The 19,968-nt window shown below is 68.9% G+C and carries 20 protein-coding genes; 4 read left to right on the top strand and 16 right to left on the bottom strand.

Annotated features, from left to right (window positions below; translation table 11 throughout):
• Window positions 1-60: 60 nt before the first annotated feature.
• Window positions 61-1,236, bottom strand: a complete 1,176-nt coding sequence (locus tag EV668_RS01850) for an FAD-dependent monooxygenase (RefSeq protein WP_133768151.1) — start codon at window positions 1,234-1,236, stop codon at window positions 61-63.
• Window positions 1,237-1,316: 80 nt separating this feature from the next.
• Between EV668_RS01850 and EV668_RS01855 the strand changes: the two genes are divergently transcribed.
• Window positions 1,317-2,291 carry a quinone oxidoreductase family protein gene (locus tag EV668_RS01855; protein WP_133768152.1) on the top strand — a complete coding sequence of 325 codons (975 nt, stop codon included), beginning with the start codon at window positions 1,317-1,319 and terminating at the stop codon, window positions 2,289-2,291.
• Between the two features lie 48 nt (window positions 2,292-2,339).
• Here EV668_RS01855 and EV668_RS01860 read toward each other — a convergent pair whose 3' ends face one another.
• From EV668_RS01860 to EV668_RS01880, 5 genes are all read right to left on the bottom strand, one after another.
• A complete protein-coding gene (locus EV668_RS01860; protein ID WP_133768153.1) occupies window positions 2,340-4,082 on the bottom strand; it encodes a cation:proton antiporter domain-containing protein in 1,743 nt (580 codons plus the stop codon).
• A gap of 112 nt (window positions 4,083-4,194) precedes the next feature.
• Window positions 4,195-4,917, bottom strand: coding sequence for an amino acid ABC transporter ATP-binding protein (locus EV668_RS01865; RefSeq protein WP_133769933.1), 723 nt, complete (start codon window positions 4,915-4,917; stop codon window positions 4,195-4,197).
• Between the two features lie 142 nt (window positions 4,918-5,059).
• Complete coding sequence (locus EV668_RS01870) at window positions 5,060-5,713, bottom strand: amino acid ABC transporter permease (protein ID WP_133768154.1); 654 nt, start codon at window positions 5,711-5,713, stop codon at window positions 5,060-5,062.
• A gap of 23 nt (window positions 5,714-5,736) precedes the next feature.
• Window positions 5,737-6,495 (bottom strand): ABC transporter substrate-binding protein, encoded by a 759-nt coding sequence (locus tag EV668_RS01875; protein WP_133768155.1) that lies wholly within the window; start codon window positions 6,493-6,495, stop codon window positions 5,737-5,739.
• Between the two features lie 99 nt (window positions 6,496-6,594).
• Window positions 6,595-7,881 carry an NAD(P)/FAD-dependent oxidoreductase gene (locus EV668_RS01880; RefSeq protein WP_133768156.1) on the bottom strand — a complete coding sequence of 429 codons (1,287 nt, stop codon included), beginning with the start codon at window positions 7,879-7,881 and terminating at the stop codon, window positions 6,595-6,597.
• Window positions 7,882-8,069: 188 nt separating this feature from the next.
• Here EV668_RS01880 and EV668_RS01885 point away from each other — a divergent pair, with 188 nt between their 5' ends.
• Window positions 8,070-10,151, top strand: a complete 2,082-nt coding sequence (locus tag EV668_RS01885) for a transglycosylase domain-containing protein (RefSeq protein WP_133768157.1) — start codon at window positions 8,070-8,072, stop codon at window positions 10,149-10,151.
• A gap of 66 nt (window positions 10,152-10,217) precedes the next feature.
• Here the strand turns inward: EV668_RS01885 and EV668_RS01890 are convergent, their stop codons facing one another.
• Window positions 10,218-10,631 carry a hypothetical protein gene (locus EV668_RS01890; RefSeq protein ID WP_133768158.1) on the bottom strand — a complete coding sequence of 138 codons (414 nt, stop codon included), beginning with the start codon at window positions 10,629-10,631 and terminating at the stop codon, window positions 10,218-10,220.
• 107 nt (window positions 10,632-10,738) lie between these two features.
• Here EV668_RS01890 and EV668_RS01895 point away from each other — a divergent pair, with 107 nt between their 5' ends.
• The gene (locus EV668_RS01895) at window positions 10,739-11,542 is read left to right on the top strand and encodes a helix-turn-helix transcriptional regulator (RefSeq protein WP_133768159.1); all 804 of its coding nucleotides are present in this window, start codon (window positions 10,739-10,741) and stop codon (window positions 11,540-11,542) included.
• Here the strand turns inward: EV668_RS01895 and EV668_RS01900 are convergent.
• From EV668_RS01900 to EV668_RS01935, 8 genes are all read right to left on the bottom strand, one after another.
• Window positions 11,534-12,238 (bottom strand): isochorismatase family protein, encoded by a 705-nt coding sequence (locus EV668_RS01900; protein ID WP_133768160.1) that lies wholly within the window; start codon window positions 12,236-12,238, stop codon window positions 11,534-11,536. The genes EV668_RS01895 and EV668_RS01900 overlap by 9 nt on opposite strands.
• Before the next feature lie 40 nt (window positions 12,239-12,278).
• Entirely contained in the window at window positions 12,279-12,791 is a 513-nt protein-coding gene (locus tag EV668_RS01905) for a 2'-5' RNA ligase family protein (RefSeq protein ID WP_133768161.1), read from the bottom strand.
• A 34-nt stretch (window positions 12,792-12,825) separates the two neighbouring features.
• Window positions 12,826-13,227 carry a F0F1 ATP synthase subunit epsilon gene (locus tag EV668_RS01910; protein WP_133768162.1) on the bottom strand — a complete coding sequence of 134 codons (402 nt, stop codon included), beginning with the start codon at window positions 13,225-13,227 and terminating at the stop codon, window positions 12,826-12,828.
• A 15-nt stretch (window positions 13,228-13,242) separates the two neighbouring features.
• Window positions 13,243-13,485, bottom strand: coding sequence for a hypothetical protein (locus EV668_RS01915; RefSeq protein WP_133768163.1), 243 nt, complete (start codon window positions 13,483-13,485; stop codon window positions 13,243-13,245).
• A gap of 3 nt (window positions 13,486-13,488) precedes the next feature.
• Entirely contained in the window at window positions 13,489-14,934 is a 1,446-nt protein-coding gene (gene atpD, locus EV668_RS01920) for a F0F1 ATP synthase subunit beta (RefSeq protein WP_133768164.1), read from the bottom strand.
• A 24-nt stretch (window positions 14,935-14,958) separates the two neighbouring features.
• A complete protein-coding gene (locus EV668_RS01925) occupies window positions 14,959-15,840 on the bottom strand; it encodes a F0F1 ATP synthase subunit gamma (RefSeq protein ID WP_133768165.1) in 882 nt (293 codons plus the stop codon).
• A gap of 150 nt (window positions 15,841-15,990) precedes the next feature.
• Window positions 15,991-17,523, bottom strand: coding sequence for a F0F1 ATP synthase subunit alpha (gene atpA / locus EV668_RS01930; RefSeq protein WP_133768166.1), 1,533 nt, complete (start codon window positions 17,521-17,523; stop codon window positions 15,991-15,993).
• Window positions 17,523-18,095, bottom strand: a complete 573-nt coding sequence (locus tag EV668_RS01935; RefSeq protein WP_245512772.1) for a F0F1 ATP synthase subunit delta — start codon at window positions 18,093-18,095, stop codon at window positions 17,523-17,525. The genes atpA and EV668_RS01935 overlap by 1 nt, the downstream gene beginning before the upstream one ends.
• 373 nt (window positions 18,096-18,468) lie before the next feature.
• Here EV668_RS01935 and EV668_RS01940 point away from each other — a divergent pair, with 373 nt between their 5' ends.
• On the top strand, window positions 18,469-19,383 hold the full coding sequence (locus EV668_RS01940; protein ID WP_133768168.1) for a glycosyltransferase family protein: 915 nt from the start codon (window positions 18,469-18,471) through the stop codon (window positions 19,381-19,383).
• Window positions 19,384-19,471: 88 nt separating this feature from the next.
• Here the strand turns inward: EV668_RS01940 and EV668_RS01945 are convergent, their stop codons facing one another.
• On the bottom strand, window positions 19,472-19,882 hold the full coding sequence (locus EV668_RS01945) for a flagellar assembly protein FliX (protein WP_133768169.1): 411 nt from the start codon (window positions 19,880-19,882) through the stop codon (window positions 19,472-19,474).
• Window positions 19,883-19,968 lie beyond the last annotated feature (86 nt).

The raw sequence follows: 19,968 nt of genomic DNA on the forward strand, positions 1-19,968 counted from the left end.
TTATGAAGTCGATGGCCTCGGACGGTGGAGCATTGCGGATGCCGAGGTTCGTGCCTCGGCCTAGGCGGTCGCCTGCGGAGGCAATCCCGCCCGCATCACCGCCCGGCGCAGGGGACCGATCTGCCCGATGAGGCCGAGCGAGAGGCCCCGCGCGGCGTCGAGCAGGGACGAGCCCGAGAGCAGCGCCCGGTTGAGCCCGTCGACGGCGAAGCCCCGCAGCCGCGCATCCGAGCGGCGCTCGCGGTCGTAGCGGGCAAGGCTCGCCGGATGGCCGGGATCGAGGCCCGGCCGCACGAGGCGGCGCAGGCAGGCGATGTCGGCGAAGCCGAGATTGAGCCCCTGCGCTCCGATCGGCGGCAGCACATGCGCCGCCTCTCCCGCGAGCGCGAGCCGGTCCCCGACGAACCGGTGCGCATGCATCGCGGCGAGCGGCACGGCTCCGCGCGGACCGTCCAGGATCATGGTGCCGAGTATGTCGTGGCAGCCCGCCTCGACCGCGCGGGCGAGGGTATCGGCATCGAGGGCGGCGAGGCGCCGCGCATGGTGCGGCTCCGTCACCCAGACGAGGCTCGAGCGCCAGATCCCGTCGCCCCGCGCCGGCATCGGCACGAGCGTCATCGGCCCGAAGCGCTTGTGGAACTCCGTCGAGACCTCGCCATGCGGCCGGTCGTGCCGGAAGATCGCCGTGACGGCGGTCTGGCGGTAGCGCCGCTCGCTCGCCCCGATCCCGGCCGCCTCGCGCACCCGCGAGCGTCGGCCATCGGCGGCGACGACGAGATCGGCCTCGATGCGCGTGCCGTCGGCGAGGACCAGGCTCGCCGGATCGCCGGAGACGAAATCCTCGGCGAGGCCCGTATGCCAGGCGATGCCCGGCTCGGCGCGGACGGCATCCGCGAGGATTGCGGTCAGCCGGGCGTTCTCGACGTTCCAGCCGAAGGCGTCGAGGCCGATCTCCTCGCAGCGGAATTCGACCGGCGGCGGGCGGAACAGGCTGTCCGTATCGTCGACGAGCCTGAGCCTGCGCAGCGGACCGGCTTCCGGTGCGAGGGAGGGCCAGAGATCAAGATCCCGCAGGAGGTCGATCGAGGGCGCGAGGAGGGCGGCGGTGCGCCCGTCCCGCCCGTCCGGCTCCGGCCCGGCGAGGGCGACCCTCCAGCCGGAGCGCACCAGCGCGATGGCGCCGAGAAGGCCGACGGGTCCCGCCCCTACCACCGCGATGTCGAATTGCGTGCCCACGCCAGCCTCGCTGCTTTGGCGCCATTGCCGGCGCCCGCTCTCCCCCTTAAGCCTCACGGTCGACGAACGGGAGGCAGGATATGGTCGCGGCGATCCGGGTGCATGAACACGGCGGTCCCGAAGTTCTGAAATACGAGGAGATCGAGCTGCCGCCGCCCGGATCCGGCGAGATCCGCGTCCGGCAGACGGCGATCGGCGTCAATTACATCGACACCTATTTCCGCACCGGCCTCTACAAGCCGCCGGCGCTCCCGTTCATCGCCGGCAACGAGGCTGCGGGCGAGGTGACGGCGCTCGGCGAGGGCGTCTCGGGGTTCAAGGTGGGCGATCGCGTCGCCTACGTGGTCGCGCTCGGCTGCTATGCCGCCGAGCGCAACGTGCCCGCCGCCATGGCGCTGAAGCTCCCCGAGGGCGTCTCGGACGAGGTGGCTGCCGCGGCGATGCTGAAGGGGCTCACGGCCGAATACCTGCTGCACCGGACCTACAAGGTGAAGCGCGGGGACACCGTTCTCGTCCATGCCGCGGCCGGCGGTGTCGGCCTCATCCTGGGCCAATGGGCCAAGCATCTCGGGGCGACGGTGATCGGCACGGCGGGGACCGAGGAGAAGGCCGAACTCGCGCGCCGGAACGGCTGCGACCACGTCATCCTCTATCGGAAGGAGGGTTTCGCCAAGCGGGTCGCCGAGATCACGAACGGCGAGAAGTGCCATGTCGTCTATGACGGCGTCGGCAAGACGACCTTCGAGGGTTCGCTCGACAGCCTGCGCCCGCTCGGCGTGCTCGCGAGCTTCGGCAACGCCTCGGGCTCGGTCGCTCAGTTCGATCTCGGCATCCTGGGGCCGAAGGGCTCGCTCTTCGTGACGCGTCCGACGCTCTTCACCTTCATCCAGAAGCGCGCTTGGCTCGAGGAGATGGCGTCGAACCTGTTCGGTGCCATCTCGTCCGGTGCGGTCAGCATCGCGATCAACCGCCGTGCGAAGCTGAAGGACGCGGCCGATATCCATCGCGCGCTCGAGGGTCGCGAGACGACCGGCGCGATCGTCCTGACGCCGTAAGGCTCGCGCCCCGTTCGGTACGGGTGGCCCTCTCGAGGGCCACCCGCCTCAGGGAGCGGCGGGCTGCGGAGCGCCGGCGGGACCGCGGTTCTGCCGCGCGCGGATATCGGCGATGTCGCCGATCGCGGCGGTCAGTTCGGGATGCGTGTCGAGGAAGAGCAGCAGGTCCGAGCGGCTCAGGGTCTGTAGCTCGGTATAGTCGATCGAGGTGACGTCGGCGGTGCGGGCGCCGCCGGAGAGTACGCCGATCTCGCCGAAGAATTCGCCCGGGCCGAGCTGGACCGACCGGTCGGGCAGCGAGACCTCGACCTCGCCCGCGACGATGAAGAAGATCTCGTTCGCCGGATCGCCGCGCCGGATGACGCGCTCGCCGGGCGATGCTCGTCGCGGCACGAACAGGGCGGCGAGATCCGTGCGGGCGGCGGGCGGGAGCCGGCCGAAGATCGGGAACTTGTCGGCCACCTCGTCGGAGGTGAGCGAACTGCGCACGAGCTGCGACTTCTCCTCGATCTCCTGGCGCTGCTCTTCCAGCACCCGCTCGAGCCGGGCGAGCCGCATCTGCCGGCGCGCTCGGCCGGCGAGCCGGCCCGGCAGGGCCGAGAACCAACCCGTGATGGGTTTGATCGCCCAGAAGGCGAGCGGATTGAGCAGGATCGACAGGATCGCGCCGGCGAGGATCAGGTCGCGCCCGAGCGGCTGCATGATGTTGAGGCCGATGCCGAGCGCGGCGAGGATGAAGGAGAACTCGCCGATCTGCGCGAGGCTCGCCGACACCATGGTCGCCGTGCTCGCCGGGTAGCCGAGCGCCAGCACGATCGCGAGGGCGATCGCCGCCTTGCCGACGACCACGATGAGGACCGTGACGATCACGGCGCCCGGGTGGTTCACGAGCACGCTCGGATCGAACAGCATCCCGACCGAGACGAAGAACAGCACCGCGAAGGCGTCCTGCAGCGGCAGCGTGTCCTCGGCCGCCCTGTGGCTGAACTCGGATTTCGACAGGACCATCCCGGCGCAGAAGGCCCCGAGCGCGAAGGAGACGTCGAAGAGCTTGGCGGCGAGGAACGCGATGCCCATCGCGGCGGCGAGGACGGAGATCGTGAACAACTCGCGCGAGCCGAGCCGCGCCACCTCGCGCAGGATCGCGGGCAGGATGCGCGGCCCGATCACGAGCATGATGGCGAGGAAGGCGCCGACCTTCACGATCGTGAGGCCCGCCGCGAGCAGCGCGCCCGAGGCCGTGGTCGCGGGGCCGGTTCCGCCTCCGAGCGCCCCGGCGAAGGCGGGCACGAGGACGAGCGCGAGCACCATGGCGAGGTCCTCGACGATCAGCCAGCCGACGGCGATGCGGCCGTTGGCGCCCGACAGGAGGCCGCGTTCCTCGAGCGCCTTCAGGAGCACCACCGTGCTCGCGACCGAGAGCGAGAGCCCGAAGACCAGCCCCGCGCCGAAGGTCCAGCCCCAGGCCATGGCGACGCCGAGGCCGATGGCCGCGGCGACGACGATCTGGCCGACCGCGCCCGGCACCGCGATCCAGCGCACGGCCTTGAGGTCGTCGAGCGAGAAATGCAGCCCGACGCCGAACATCAGGAGGATCACGCCGACCTCGGCCAACTGCCCCGCGAGGGCCGTGTCTCCGACATAGCCCGGCGTGAACGGACCCATCGCGATGCCGGCGGCCAGATAGCCGATCAGCGGCGGCAGGCGCAGGCGTGCCGCGACGAAGCCGAAGACGAAGGCGAGGACGATCCCCATCCCGATGGTGAGCAGGAGGTTCACGTCGTGATGCATCGGCTCGTCCCCGTTCGGTGTCGCTCTTATGCAGACCGGCAAGCCCCGCGCCAAGCGTGGGCGGGCACTTATCGAGCGCCTGTTGCCAAGCGATGTCAGCCGGGCGGCGGGGCTACAGGATGCGGCGGAGGAAATCCTTGGTGCGGGCGTGCTGCGGGTTCGACAGGACCTCGCCCGCCGCCCCCTGCTCGACGATGATCCCGTGGTCGATGAAGATGACGCGGTCGGCGACCTCGCGCGCGAAACCCATCTCGTGCGTGACGACGACCATGGTCATGCCCTCGTCGGCGAGGCCCCGCATCACGGCGAGGACCTCGCCGACCAGTTCGGGGTCGAGCGCCGAGGTCGGCTCGTCGAAGAGGATCGCCTGCGGCTGCATCGCGAGCGCCCGCGCGATGGCGACGCGCTGCTGCTGGCCGCCCGAGAGTTGCCCCGGATAGCTCTCGGCCTTCTGGCCGAGGCCCACGCGCTCGAGCAGCGCGAGACCCCGCGCCGTCGCGCTCTCCCGGCCTTCGCGCTTCACATGGATCGGACCTTCGATCACGTTCTCGAGCGCGGTCCGGTGCGGGAAGAGATTGAAGCGCTGGAACACCATCGACAGGCGCATGCGCACGTCCGCGATCGAGCGCTGGCTCCGGTCGACATGGATGCCGTCCACGGTGATCCGGCCGCCCTGGTAGCTCTCGAGCCCGTTGATGCAGCGCAGGATGGTCGACTTCCCCGAGCCCGAGGGCCCGATGATGCAGACGACCTCGCCCTTCGCGACCGTGGCGTCGAAGCCCTTGATCACCTCCAGCGTGCCGAAGCTCTTGCGCACCCCGGCGAGTTCGATCAGTGCCATGGGGAGGCTTCCGCAAGACTGGCCGTGGCCCAGGCCGCCTCGGCGTGGCTGTGCAAGTCTCCCGCGTGGATCGTGAGCCGGCGCTCACCCTCCCCTGGAGGGGGAGGGTTCGGCATGTGGTCGATCCGCACGCGCCTCATCCCTTCGCCGCCCGCTTTTCGAGATGGGAGACGAGGAAGATTAGCGGCAGGCTCATGCAGAGATAGAGCATGGCGACGAGCGTGAAGACGGTCGTGTTCTGGAACGTCGAGGACGCGATGAGCTTGCCCTGGAGGGAGAGCTCCGCGACGGTGATGGTCGAGGCCTGCGAGGAATCCTTCAGCATCATCACCATGGTGTTGCCGTAGGGCGGCAGGACGATCCGGAAGGCCTGGGGCAGGATCACCCGCCGCATCGTCAGCCACCAGCCCATGCCGATCGACTGGGCGGCCTCGATCTGCCCGCGGTCGATCGCCTCGATCCCGGCCCGGAAATTCTCGGCCTGATAGGCCGAATAGGCGATGCCGAGCCCGATGATCGCCGCCTGGAGCGCCGTCAGGGAGATGCCGAAATCGGGCAGCACGAAGTAGATGTAGAAGAGCTGGACGATGATCGGGATGCCCCGGATCACGTTCACCGCAACCCTCGCGATGCCCGACAGCACCCGGCTGCCCGACACGCGCATCAGCGCCCAGACGAGCCCGAGCACCGTCGAGAGGACGAAGGAGCCGATCGTCACGAGAACCGTCAGCCAGAGTCCCTGCGCGAGGATCGGCAGGAACTCGGTCGATTGCTTGAGGAAGCTGTCCATCCGTCAGGCGGCCGGAAGCCGCCTCAATCGCCGAGGCCCCATTTGGCGAGGATCGACTTGAGCGTTCCGTCGGCCTTGAGCTTGGCGAGGGCGGCATTGACCTTCTTGAGGAGTTCGCCGTCGCTCTTGCGCACGCCGATGCCGACCGAGCCCGTCACCATGGGCTTGTAGCTCTTGACGAGGCGGACGTCTTTGAAGCGGCCCTGCTGGATGTTGTAGGCGACGATCGGCGCATCGGCGAAGCCGGCCTTGAGCCGTCCGGAATTCACGTCCCGCATGATGTCGGGGATGGAATCGTAGAGCTTCACCTCGGAGAAGAGGCCGCTCTTCTGGAGCGGCTCGACGAAGGCGGTTCCGATCTGGGCGCCGACCACCATGCCCTTCAGATCGGGCAGGCCCACATACTCCTTCGTGTCGGATTTCGGCACGAAGAGCCCGTCGCCATAGGTGTAGATGGGGTCGGAGAAATCGACGACCTGCTTGCGCGCCTCGGTGATGTACATCGCGGCCGCGATCAGGTCGATCCGGTTGGAGGTCAGCGACGCGATCAGCGTCGAGAACTGCATCGGCTCGATCTTCACCTCGAAGCCGGCTTCCTTCCCGACAGCCTTGATGATGTCGACCATGATCCCGTCGATCTGGTTGGTCGCGGTGTCGAGGAAGGTGAAGGGCACGCCGGTCGGCGTCGAGCCGACGCGGAGCGTGGTCTGCGCCGAGACGCTGGTGGTCCATCCGGCGGCCGCGAGAGCAGCCACAGCCAGAAGTGTCCTGCGCACGATCATCGATCCGTTTCCCCTCTTTATCGTCTCGGCCGGATAAGACATCAGGCCCCGCAGGGTGGCAAGAGAAAGCCTGCCGGACCTGCAAGAGCCGGGCCGCTCTCAGCGGCGGCCCCTCCAGGCGTCGATGCGGTCCATCGTCGTCATCCAGGCGAAGACCGCGGGCATGAACCAGGCGGTGCCGTTGAAGAGGGGCACGGCGGGAGGCGGACGGAAATCGAGGGCCGAGCGCCCGTCCTCCTGCCCGAGCACCTGCAGCGCCGCCTTCCGGCCGGCCCAGCGGGCCCAGACGACGCCCGAGCCGCAATAGCCGGCCGCGTAGCGCATCCCCTCCCGCGAGAAGATGCGCGGAATCATGTCCCGGTTCATGGCGACGTGGCCGAACCAGGTATGCGTGATCTCGGTGCCGTCGAGTTCGGGGAAGACGTCGACCATGGCGCGGCGCAGATTCTCCGCCGGCCAGCTCGGGTCGCCCGCGATGGTGCCGTCGCGCCCGCCGAACAGGATGCGCGTGCCGTCCGGCGAGGGGCGGTAATAATAATGGAGGCGCCGCGTCTCGGCGCACATCATCCGGCGCGGCATCAGCGTCGCCATGAGGTTCGGCGAGAGCGGCGCCGTGGCGACGATCCGGCTGCGGACCGGCACCATCCGCCGGCGCAGCCAGCGGTCGAATCGGTCTCCGTAGCCATTCGTGCCGACGATGAGGTCGCGCGCGGTCACGACGCCGCGAGAGGTCTCGACGCGGTAGCCGTCGCCCTCCTGCCGGAACGACAGGACGCCGGTCTCGCCATGGACGACGACCCCGGCCGCAAGCGCGACCCTCAGCATGCCGGCATGGAACTTCGCCGGATGGAGGCCGCCGATATCCATGCGCACGGAGCCGCCGTGGTAGTAATCCGTGCCGAGATAGCCGCGCTGCTCGGACTTCGGCACGGCATGGGCCTCGATCCCCGTCTTGGCGAGGCGCTCGGCCTCGCGGGCGAGGCCTTCGTAATCGCCGGCCGCCGATGCGCCGGCAAAGCGACCGACGAGCGCGAAGTCGCAATCGATCTCCTCCTCGGCGATGAATCGCGCGAGGTCCTCGCGGGCGGTCCGGGCCTCGGCCTCGATGGCGCGGGCGCGTTCCTCGCCGAAGGTCTTGGCCAATTCGCCGCTGCTCGGCCGGAGATTGCCGCTGGCGATGCCGCCGTTGCGGGTCGAGGCGCCCTCGCCGGGGCGCTGGCGGTCGAAGACCTGCACCGACCGCCCGGCCCGGGCCAGCGTGATCGCCGCCGACAACCCCGTATAGCCGGCGCCGACGATGACGACGTCGCAGGTCGGATCGACCGGCTTCTGGGGCGGCGAGGCGATCGGTGCCGCTTCCCACCAATAGACGTCGTTCGCAGCCATCCTGAACCTCCAATCCGACCCGTTGTTCAGAGGCGATGCCGGCTTGGCAAGGGATTGGTCTTCGATCCGGCGTGCAGCGGCGCACGAAATCACGGCAATCGGCGCTTTACCCTGCCTTAAAGCCGGCCGCTTAGCGTGGCTGGAGATGAAGCCGGCCGGATCCGCCGGCCCCAGGAGGCACGATCCCGATGGCTGACCGGCGGCGGGCCCGCCGCGACCGACGCGAGCCCAGCTTCGGGCCTTCGGCGAACGATCTCGCGTTGTCGCGCGAGGATCGTGCCGGGGGCGCGCGCCGTCGGCCGGTGAAATCCGCATCCCGAAAGCGCAAGCGCCGCTCCGGGCGCTCGTTCCTCGGGCGTCTCGTCTATGGCTGCGTGGTCCTGTGCCTGTGGGGCGGAATCGCGCTCGCCGCGCTCGTCGCCTATCACGCCACCCAGCTTCCCCCGATCGACCAGCTCTCGGTGCCGAAGCGGCCGCCGAACATCGCGATCGTCGCCGCCGACGGCACCCTCATCGCCAATCGCGGCGAGACCGGCGGGCGCGCCGTTCCGCTCAAGGAATTGCCGCCCTACCTGCCGCGGGCCTTCATCGCCATCGAGGACCGGCGCTTCCATTCGCATCTCGGCATCGACCCGTTCGGCATCGCCCGGGCCGTCGTGAACAACCTCACGGGGCGCGGCGGCATGCAGGGCGGCTCGACCCTCACGCAGCAGCTCGCGAAGAACCTCTTCCTCACCCAGGAGCGCACCGCCTCGCGCAAGATCCAGGAGGCGATCCTCGCGCTCTGGCTGGAGCATCGGTACTCGAAGGACCAGATCCTCGAACTCTATCTGAACCGCGTCTATTTCGGCGCCGGCGCCTATGGCGTCGAGGCGGCGGCGCAGCGCTATTTCGGCAAGCCCGCGCGCGGCGTCTCGATCGCCGAGGCGGCGACCCTTGCGGGGCTCGTCCAGGCGCCGTCGCGCCTCGCGCCGACGCGGAACCCGGACGCGGCGCGCGCCCGCGCGGCCCTCGTCCTCGCCGCCATGGTGGAGGAAGGCTTCATCAAGCCCGCCGATCAGCGCGCCGCGCTCGGCGATCCCGCCAAGACCGCCCGCCGCGCCGGGGCGGGCTCCGCGAACTATGCCGCCGATCTCGTCATGGACGTGCTCGACGATTTCGTCGGCGAGATCGAGGACGACATCACCGTCGTCACGACCATCCAGCCGGCCCTGCAGAATGCGGCCGAGAAGGCCCTCGTCCAGGAACTCGACCAGAAGGGCGCGAAGTTCAACGTGGAGCAGGGCGCGCTCGTCGCCATGCGTCCCGACGGGGCGGTGCGGGCGGTCGTCGGCGGCCGGAACTACACCGAGAGCCAGTTCAACCGCGCGACGACGGCCAAGCGCCAGCCCGGCTCGTCCTTCAAGCCCTTCGTGTATCTCGCCGCGCTCGAACGCGGGCTGACCCCGGACGATGTCCGACAGGACGCGCCGATCTCGATCAGGGGCTGGAGCCCCGAGAACTACACGCGCGACTATCGCGGCCCGGTGACGCTTCGGGACGCGCTGGCACAATCGCTCAACACGGTCGCCGTCCGGCTCTGTCAGGAGGTCGGGCCGAAGGCCGTCGTCGCGGTCGCCCAGCGGCTCGGGATCGTCTCGTCCCTGAAGCCCAACGTCTCGATCGCGCTCGGCACGTCGGAGGTCTCGCCGATCGAGATGGTCGGCGCCTTCGCCGCCTTCGCCAATGGCGGCACCGGCGTCATCCCCTACGTGATCCTCGAAGTGAAGGGCGCGCGCGGCAAGGTCATCTACCGGCGCAAGGATGGCGGGCTCGGCCGCGTCGTGGCGCCTGCCGTCGCCGGCATGATGAACGCGATGATGCGCGAGACGCTGGTCAGCGGCACCGCCCGGAAGGCCGAAATCCCCGGCTGGGAGGCCGCCGGCAAGACCGGCACCAGCCAGGATTTCCGGGACGCCTGGTTCGTCGGCTACACCTCGACCCTGGTCGCGGGGATCTGGCTCGGCAACGACGACGGCTCCGCGATGAGGAAGGTGACGGGCGGAAACCTGCCCGCGGAGATCTGGCATCGCTTCATGACCACCGCGCTGGCGGGGCAGGAGCCGCGGCCCCTGCCGGGCCTCGGCGGCTGGCGCGGGACGCGCTCGAGCCCCGCTCCGAGCCCGCAGGCCACGACGGCGCCGCCGACCCGGACCGGCTCGGTCCGCCCCCGTCCCGAGGGGCCGGTCGACGGCATCGGCGGCCTGCTCGAGAAGCTGTTCGGCGGCTGAGTCCCGCCGGTCCGGCCGGCAGGGCCAAGCCCCGCCGGCGGCCGGCGTCGCGGCAGCTTGCCGACCTCACCCGAGAGACGTGCGGGGCCGCGGGCTCTCGCCGCGAAGGCCGAGGCCCTGGAGCACGGCGAACCCGGCGACCGCGAGCGCCTGGGCGGCGACGAAGACCTGGCCGAGGAGGGTCGGATGGAGGCCCGGCCACAGCAGCAGGGCCGCGCTGCCCGCGACCCAGAGCGCGTTCACGACCACCACGCTCCGCACCTGGGCGGCCTGCGCGGACTCGCGCATCCCGAGCCAGGCGGCGAAGGCCGCGAAGGGGAGCAGGACGAGGCCGAGCGGACGCAGCAGCGCCGAGGGCAGGCCGAGAAGCGGCTCGAGAAAGTTTGCGCCGGCGGCGAGGAGAATGCCGGTCGCGCCGCTCGCGGCGGCGTCGCCGAGAAGGGCGAGGCGGAGGAAGCGGGACATCGGCAGGACGGACATCGGAGGCTCCAAGTGGGTGAGGGGCCTTCGATGCCGCGTCCGGCGGCGCGATGCGATTAAGCGCGAGGTAATTGGATGCGGCGGTGCGGGAGCGCTATTCTGCCCGCATGCCGAGCCCTGCCGCTTTCGAACCGAACGCGCCGATCGGCGCCCATCTGCGCGAATGGCGTCGCCGCAGGCGCCTCAGCCAGCTCGATTTCGCGCTCGATGCCGAAATCTCCCAGAAGCATCTCAGCTTCATCGAGAGCGGGCGGGCCGCGCCGAGCCGGCAGATGGTGCTGCGCCTCGCGGAGGTGCTGGAGGTGCCGCTGCGCGATCGCAACCGGATGCTCCTCGCGGCCGGCTACGCGCCCGTCTTCTCCGAGAAGCCGCTGTCCGATCCCGAGATGAGGGCCGCGCGCGAGGCGGTGGAGCGCCTGATCCGGGCGCACGAGCCCTATCCGGCGCTGGCCGTCGACCGGAGCTGGACGATGGTTTCGGCGAATGGGGCGGTCGCGCCGCTGCTCGGATTGGTGGCAGATCCGGCTCTCCTCGAGCCGCCCGTCAACGTGCTGCGCCTCAGCCTGCATCCCGGCGGGCTCGCGCCCGCGATCGCCAATCTCGCCGAATGGCGCTCCCATCTCCTGAAGCGGCTCGCGCGGCAGGTGGAGACGAGCGCCGATCCCGCCCTCTCGTCGCTCCTCGCAGAATTGTCGGCCTATCCGGCGCCGCCAGACGCGCCCCCCGCAGACGAGGGCAGCGGGCGCGTCCTGGTCCCGCTTCAGCTCCGGGTGGGGGAGGGCATCCTGTCCTTCATCTCGACGACGACGGTCTTCGGGACCCCCGTCGACGTCACGCTGTCCGAACTCGCCGTGGAAGCGTTCTTCCCGGCCGACGAGGCGACGGCGGCGGCCCTGCGCCGGTCAGTCTGAGGAGGCCGGAGAGTTCTGCCGCAGCGCGTCGCGCAGGTCCTGGCCTGTCGTGAGCCAGCCGAAGAAGGTCGCGATGTTGTATTCCGTCGCCTCCTGCTGGCCTGGACCCGCGGCGGAGGTGGCGTCGGTGATCATCACCGGAAAATACTCCCGGTGATGGGCATCGCGCACCGTGCTCTCGACGCAGACATTCGTCGCGACCCCGCAGACGAGGACGGTCTCGATCTTACGGGCCGACAGGACCTGATCCAGATTGGTGCCGGCGAAGCCGCTATAGCGGGCCTTGGGGACGACGATATCGCCGGGAGCCGGCGCGAGTTCGTCGACGATCGCGTGGTCCCAGGTCCCCTTGGTGAGGAGTTGGCCCGCATGTTCCGGATGCGCGCGCATGAAGCGCAGGGCATTCGACTTGTGCCACATCGGCGAGCCGGCTCCCCCGACGTCGAGGCCCTCGGCATCGAAGCCCATCTGAAGATAGATCACGGGAACGCCGACGGCCCGGCACGCATCGGCCGTGCGACGCGTCTCGGCGATGATCGGTGCGCTGCCGCTGACGTCGAAGCCGACGCGGTCGAAATAGCCGCCCTTCGAGCAATACGCGTTCTGCATGTCGACCACGATCAGCGCGGTTCGCGCGACATCGACGGTGAGCGGCTCGGGGCGGGTCGGGAGGGAGACGAGGCGGGATGGGGTCATGACGATCTCCTAGCAAGAACGCTGCCGGGCGGACGGCGTCTCATCCCGCGAAGGGAAAGCGGCGGAGCAGCTCCCAGGGGCCGTCGAGGTAGCGCCACAGCAAGACGCCCTCCGCCCGCATCTCGAACGGCCGGAAGCCGGCGCGAAGCTCCCTGAGCAGCCCGGCGGCTTCCTGCGGAGAGACCTTGTTCTGGACGGTGACGTGCGGGGCGAATCGCGCCGAATCCTGCGGCGTCAGCCAATCGCGCCATTCGCGGGCGAGGGCCTGCCGGAGCGCGACGAGCGCAGGCGAGGAGACGGAGAGGGCGGTGCCGTGTCCGAGCGACGTCCAGCCGGTGGCGGCGAGCGGGAAGGGCTTCTGCGTCTTGCAGATGGCGCCGAGATCGCGGGTCGCCGCGGTCTTTTCCCGCCCTGGGATCGCATGGAAGAGCGTCAGATGGGCGGGGACGCGGTTGCGCTCGGGCGGGAAGTGCCGGCGCCGCAAGGCGTCGAGGCCGGCGAAGCTGCTGCCATCGAGCGCCAGGGTAAGGATGAGCGGGGCCGCGTCGCTCACGGCCCGCAGGAGGCGCCGAGCGCGCGAGCGCGGCTCAGAACTTCAGGGCCTGCTTCGCTTCTTCGAGCTGGGCGATCGCGGCGTCGGCGGCTTCCCGGACCTTGAAGTCGCTCGAGGCGTCGCGGTGCAATTCCAGCTCGTTGATCTCCTGATCGATCGTCTGAGGCGTGACCTCCTCGACCGGGGTCGCACGCTCGGCAAGGACCGTGACGGTCTGCTGGTTGATCTCGGCGAAGCCGCCGCGGATGAGGACGCGGCGGCCCTTGTTCTCGTGATCGGTGATCTGGACGAAGCCGGTCTTCAGCATCGCCATGACGGGCGCGTGTCCCGGCAGGACCGTCATGTCGCCCTCGGTACCGGGCAGCATCACGGCCTCCACGTCACCGGAGAAGAGGATGCGCTCGGGCGCGACGAGTTCGAACTGCAAGGTGGCCATGCTGCCCTCAGAGAATTAGCGCCGGCGGTCCAGCGCGAAGCCGGCCAGAAGGCCGAGCACGGCGCCGCCGACGGCGAACATGCCGATATGCTGCCACTGGCCGGTCGTGATGCCTCCGCGCGCGGAAGCCGGCGCGGTGCCGCCCGTCTGGATCTCGATCGACACCCCGCCCGCACGGATTTCCGCCGCGTCGGGCCGGGTGAAGAAGCCGAGGATGCCGCCGATCATGAGACCGGCGACCAGAAGGGCGGCCTTCATGGATCAGGCCTCGGCGGCGAGACGCTGAGCCTTCTCGATCGCCTCTTCGATGGTGCCGACCATGTAGAAGGCGGCCTCCGGAAGGTGATCGTACTTGCCCTCGACGAGGCCCTTGAAGCCCTTGATCGTGTCTTCGAGCGCGACGAGCTTGCCCGGCGAGCCGGTGAAGATCTCCGCCACGAAGAACGGCTGGGACAGGAAGCGCTCGATCTTGCGGGCGCGGGCGACGGTCAGCTTGTCCTCTTCCGACAGCTCGTCCATGCCCAGGATCGCGATGATGTCCTGCAGCGACTTGTAGCGCTGAAGGGTCTGCTGGACCTGACGGGCGACCGCGTAATGCTCTTCACCCAGGATCTGGGCCGACAGCATGCGCGAGGTCGAGTCGAGCGGGTCCACCGCCGGGTAGATGCCCTTCTCGGCGATCGAGCGCGACAGCACGGTCGTGGCGTCGAGGTGGGCGAAGGACGTGGCGGGCGCCGGGTCGGTCAGGTCGTCGGCCGGCACGTAGATCGCCTGGACCGAGGTGATCGAGCCCTTGGTCGTCGTGGTGATGCGCTCCTGCAGGTTGCCCATGTCCGTCGCCAGGGTCGGCTGATAGCCCACCGCCGAAGGAATGCGGCCGAGAAGCGCCGACACCTCGGAGCCCGCCTGCGTGAAGCGGAAGATGTTGTCGACGAAGAAGAGCACGTCCTGGCCTTCGTCGCGGAACTGCTCGGCGACCGTGAGGCCCGAGAGGGCGACGCGGGCGCGGGCGCCCGGAGGCTCGTTCATCTGGCCGTAGACCAGGGCGCATTTCGAGCCCTCGCCGCCGCCAAGCTTGTTCACGCCCGACTCGATCATCTCGTGATAGAGGTCGTTGCCCTCGCGGGTGCGCTCGCCGACGCCGGCGAAGACCGAGTAGCCGCCGTGGGCCTTCGCGACGTTGTTGATCAGCTCCATGATCAGCACGGTCTTGCCGACGCCCGCGCCGCCGAACAGGCCGATCTTGCCGCCCTTGGCGTAGGGGGCGAGGAGGTCGACGACCTTGATGCCCGTGACCAGGATCTGCGCTTCCGTCGCCTGCTCGGCATAGGTCGGCGCTTCCTGGTGGATGGCGCGCTCGGTCGTCGCCTGGATCGGGCCGGCTTCGTCGACCGGCTCGCCGATGACGTTCATGATGCGGCCGAGCGTTCCGAGGCCGACCGGAACCTTGATCGGCGCGCCGGTGTCGGTGACTTCCTGCCCGCGGACGAGGCCCTCGGACGTGTCCATGGCGATGCAGCGGACGGTGTTCTCACCGAGCTGCTGGGCGACCTCGAGGACGAGGCGGGCGCCCTGGTTGGTGGTCTCGAGCGCGTTCAGGATCTCCGGCAGGTGGCCGTCGAACTGCACGTCGACGACGGCACCGATCACCTGGGTGATGCGGCCCTTCACGGTGGTCTCTTGCGGCGTGGCCAGAGCGGCGGACATGTGCTGGTTCCTCTTCGATAGCGGTCAGAGCGCTTCGGCGCCGGAGATGATCTCGATCAGCTCCTTGGTGATCATGGCCTGACGCGAACGGTTGTAGATCTGGGTCTGCTTCTTGATCATGTCACCCGCGTTGCGGGTCGCGTTGTCCATCGCGCTCATGCGGGCGCCCTGTTCGGAGGCCGCATTCTCGAGGAGGGCGCGCAGGATCTGAACCGCGACGTTGCGGGGCAGGAGGTTCGCCAGGATTTCGTTCTCATCCGGCTCGTATTCGTAGATCGCCTCGTTGGCGTCCAAGTCGGCGGTGCTCGTGCCGAGCTCGGCCGGCACGATCTGCTGCGCGGTCGGCACCTGCGAGATGACCGACTTGAAGCGCGAGTAGAAGAGCGTCGCGACGTCGAACTCGCCGGCCTCGAACAGGGCCAGGACCTTGCTCGCGATCATCTCGGCTTCGGTGAAGCCGACCTGCTTGACCGACCGCAGGTCGACGAGCTCAATGATCTGCTGGCCGAACTGGCGGCGCAGGATGTCGTAGCCCTTCTTGCCGACGCACAGGATCTTGACCGTCTTGCCCTCGGCCATGAGGCGCTGGGCATGGTCGCGCGCGAGGCGGGAGATGGACGAGTTGAAGGCGCCGCAGAGGCCGCGTTCGGCCGTGGCGACGATGAGGAGATGGGTCTTGTCGGCGCCGGTGCCGGCGAGGAGCCGCGGGCTCTCCGGTCCGATCGTGATGCCGGCCCCGAGATTGGCCATCACCTTCGACATGCGCTCGGCGAAGGGGCGGGCGGCTTCCGCCGCCTGCTGCGCGCGGCGAAGCTTCGCCGCCGCGACCATCTGCATGGCCTTGGTGATCTTCTGGGTCGCCTTGACCGAGGCGATGCGGTTGCGGAGGTCTTTTAGGCTCGGCATCTCAGGTTCTTCATCCGGTCCTCATGCTGAGGTGCCGCCGGCTCGTCCGGCGGCCTCGAAGCACGCTCGACCTCTCCCGTGCCCACTGGACCATCCTTCGAGGCCGGCCCGGGGGCCGGCACCTCAGGATGAGGTTGAGGTTTCAGCCGATCAGCTGAAGGTCTTGGCGAAGCCTTCGACCACGCCGCGCAGCGTCTTCTCGCTGTCGGCCGAGAGGTCCCGGCTGTCGCGGATGGCGTCGAGAAGGTCCGCATGCTTCGAGCGCAGGAGGCCGAGGAGGCCGTCCTCGAAGGCGCGGACCTTGGACACCGGGAGCGGGTCGAGGAAGCCGTTGGTGCCGGCCCAGATCACCGCGACCTGCTCTTCCATCTTCAGCGGCGAGAATTGCGGCTGCTTCAGGAGTTCGGTCAGGCGCGCGCCGCGGTTGAGGAGGCGCTGCGTCGTCGCGTCGAGGTCGGAGCCGAACTGCGCGAAGGCGGCCATCTCGCGGTACTGCGCGAGCTCGCCCTTGATCTTGCCGGCGACCTTCTTCATCGCCTTGGTCTGGGCGGCCGAGCCGACGCGGCTGACCGAGAGACCGACGTTCACCGCCGGGCGGATGCCCTGGTAGAAGAGGTCGGTCTCGAGGAAGATCTGGCCGTCCGTGATCGAGATCACGTTGGTCGGGATGTAGGCCGAGACGTCGTTCGCCTGGGTCTCGATGATCGGCAGAGCCGTCAGCGAGCCGGCGCCGTTGTCGTCGTTCAGCTTGGCCGCGCGCTCCAGAAGGCGCGAATGCAGGTAGAAGACGTCGCCCGGATAGGCCTCGCGGCCCGGCGGGCGGCGCAGCAGCAGCGACATCTGGCGGTAGGCGACGGCCTGCTTGGAGAGGTCGTCATAGGTGATCACGGCGTGCATGCCGTTGTCGCGGAAGAACTCGCCCATGGCGCAGCCCGAGAAGGGCGCCAGGAACTGCATCGGGGCCGGGTCCGAAGCGGTGGCCGCGACGATGATCGAGTACTCGAGCGCGCCGTTCTCTTCCAGCACCTTCACGAACTGGGCGACGGTGGAGCGCTTCTGGCCGACGGCGACGTAGACGCAGTAGAGCTTCTGGCTCTCCGGGGCGCCTTCGGCGTTGAGCGGCTTCTGGTTCAGGATGGTGTCGAGCGCGATCGCCGACTTGCCGGTCTGACGGTCGCCGATGATCAGCTCGCGCTGGCCGCGGCCGACGGGGATGAGCGCGTCGACGGCCTTGAGGCCGGTCGCCATCGGCTCGTGCACCGACTTCCTCGGGATGATGCCCGGCGCCTTGACGTCGACGCGGCGCATCTCGGTCGAGACGATCGGGCCCTTGCCGTCGATCGGGTTGCCGAGGGCGTCGACGACGCGGCCGAGCAGGCCCTTGCCGACCGGAACCTCGACGATGGCGCCGGTCCGCTTGACCGTCTGGCCCTCGGAGATCTCACGGTCGGAGCCGAACACGACGATGCCGACATTGTCCTGCTCGAGGTTCAGCGCCATGCCGCGGACGCCGGATTCGAACTCGACCATCTCGCCCGCCTGGACGTTGTCGAGCCCGTAGCAGCGCGCGATGCCGTCGCCGACCGACAGGACCTGGCCCACCTCGGAAACCTCGGCCTCCTGGCCGAAATTCTTGATCTGCTCCTTCAGGATCGCCGAGATTTCGGCGGCGCGGATATCCATCACCGGGCCTCTTTCATCGCAACGCGGATGGCGTTGAGCTTGGTCTTCAGGGATGCGTCGACCATGCGGCTGCCGACCTTTACGACGAGGCCGCCGATCAACGAGGGATCGATCTTGACGTTGAGGTCGACATCCGAGCCGGCCATCTCGCGGACGGCGGCCTTGATGTCGTCCAGAACCTTGGAGGAGGGGGCTTCGGCGAGGCGAACCTCGGCCGGAACGATGCCCTTGCTGTGCGCGACCAATGCGCGGAAGTCGCGCATGATGCCCGGCAAGACGAAGAGGCGGCGCTTCTGCGCCACGAGGCGGATCAGGCTGCCGGCGATTCCGCCGATTCCCGCCTTGTCCAGGATCGACCCGATCGCCTTCTCCTGCTCGTCGGCGGAGAAGACCGGGCTCTTGATCAGCCGCTGAAGATCGTCGCTGCCGTCGATCAGGGCGGAGAATCGGTCGAGATCGCGGCCGACGGTGTCGATCGCTCGTTCCTCGCGCGCCAGTTCGAACAGCGCCGAGGCATAGCGTCCGGCCACGCCGGAAACGCCAGGATTGTCGCTCGCCTTTGTCTCAGCCACCTGTCTCTCGTCGTCGCCTGTCGCGAGTGCGCCCTGCAAAAAGGCTGGGCGCATCCCGCGTTTTCGCCAAGTCGGGATGGAGCGCAGGACGGGCCCCGTCAGCGCGGCGCTGCCGTAACATGCGGGTTTCGGGGGTGCAAGGCGCTGCGGTGCGGGAAGGTGGAAAGGCGGGTCCGGCGGAGCTCGTCCGGATCGGAAAGGCGGGCGTGTCGGGGCTCTCCGCGCGGGGATGGCGCGGGGGGTGGGATGACGGCCTGCCGGCTTCGGCCCGCCACCCGGAAGCTGTCCGTCGCTCCAATACTGCTCTTTTGTGCCGACGGCACTTATGCTTTGAGTTGATGCGCGATCGCGGTCCGGGGCGTGGGAAGCAGGGATGGAGCATACCGGGGCCGAAGGCGGTCGTGCGGGCGGCGAGACCGCGCTGATATACGTGCTCGATGCAGAATTCCTGAGGCCTCTGAAGGTCCTTCAGTATTCGCTTCATGTCCATGGCAGCTTCGCGGGCTGCCCGATCATCGTCGTCACGAACGATCCGGTCGTCCGAGACGACAGGTTCATCCGATCGATCGCCCGTGACATCGAATTCATGGACGACGATCACTTGAGGAAATTCTCCACGATCCGCGGCGATCGCATACCCACCGGCTTGTCGACCTCGTTCGCGCCGAAGTTCACCTTCCTCAAGCTTGCGATCTTCCGGCCGCGAGGCTTCTACCGGCACGTCTTCATCGATGCGGACATGCTCTGTCTGAACCCTGTGGACGAGGCGACGTTGTACGCGCCGCAGGAGTTCAAGGCGGTCCGGGAGTTCGGGGCCGGCGTCTTCCCGATCGGGGCTGAGCCACGGCCGGACGGCTATCCGCAGACGGCCTTCGACTACGTCGATGAATACGGAGAAGCGGTCGTCACAAAGATCGAGGGGATCAATTCCGGATTCGTCTGCCTGCAAGGACGATCGATCTCGGACGACCTCATGGAGCAGGCGATCGAGATCGGGTCGAGGAAATCGTTTCCGAACGAGCAATCCCTCACGACGCAGATCGTCCGGGATCGCGGATTTTCCTACATGCGGTTGCCGATCTGGTTCAACGCGCGGCGCAGGCTGTTCGCGTCTCTCGGCGAGGATTTCTTTTCGGCCGTCCGGACGAAGATCATGCTCATGCATTACACCCCGGGCAAGGCCTGGAAGATGCAGCGGCAGGGGCTTCGGTCGTGGGATCGCGTGTGGTTCGACTACGAGGATCGCGGCACGGAGTGGATCAACGACGTCGCATCGCGCATGGTCTGAGCCGCGGGATGCAGCAGGCCGGCATCGCCGTTCGTCGTCCCGTCGGTCCGCCGCTTGTTCGCCGTGACGCTCTCCGGAGCCCGAACGATCAGGCCCGCCCGAGCTTCGCCAACTCCACCTTCACCCGCAATTCGATCGCCGCGATGGTCTCGTCGAGGCCGGCATCGCCGGTCGGTCCGGCGCCGGCCGCGAGGATCGCCGAGAGGGATTCGAGGTCGGCGGGGGACAGGCGTCCGGCAAGGAGGCCGGCCTTCAGGTGGTCGAGACCGGCGAGGAGATCCTGGCCGCGTTTGGCCTGGCGGCCGCGGCGCTCGCGCGGGTCCTCCTCCTGAAGCATCAGGATGGCGTCGAGTGTCGCGAGCGGCGCGGCCGAGCGCTGGGGCGCCGCGCCGCGTGCGCTATCGGCGGCGAGCGAGAAGCGCGGGCCTGTCGTCCGGAGGGCCGGGAGGGCCGCGGCGAACGGCACGGCCGGCGCAAGGATGCGGGCGTCGATGTGCATCGTGGCGGATCCGCGCTCGAGGAGGACGAGCCCAGAGATCGCGCAGACATGGTTAACAGGTCGTCAAGAACCCGGCAGAACCTGCC

It is taken from the genome of Enterovirga rhinocerotis, from assembly GCF_004363955.1.
Taxonomy (GTDB): domain Bacteria; phylum Pseudomonadota; class Alphaproteobacteria; order Rhizobiales; family Beijerinckiaceae; genus Enterovirga; species Enterovirga rhinocerotis.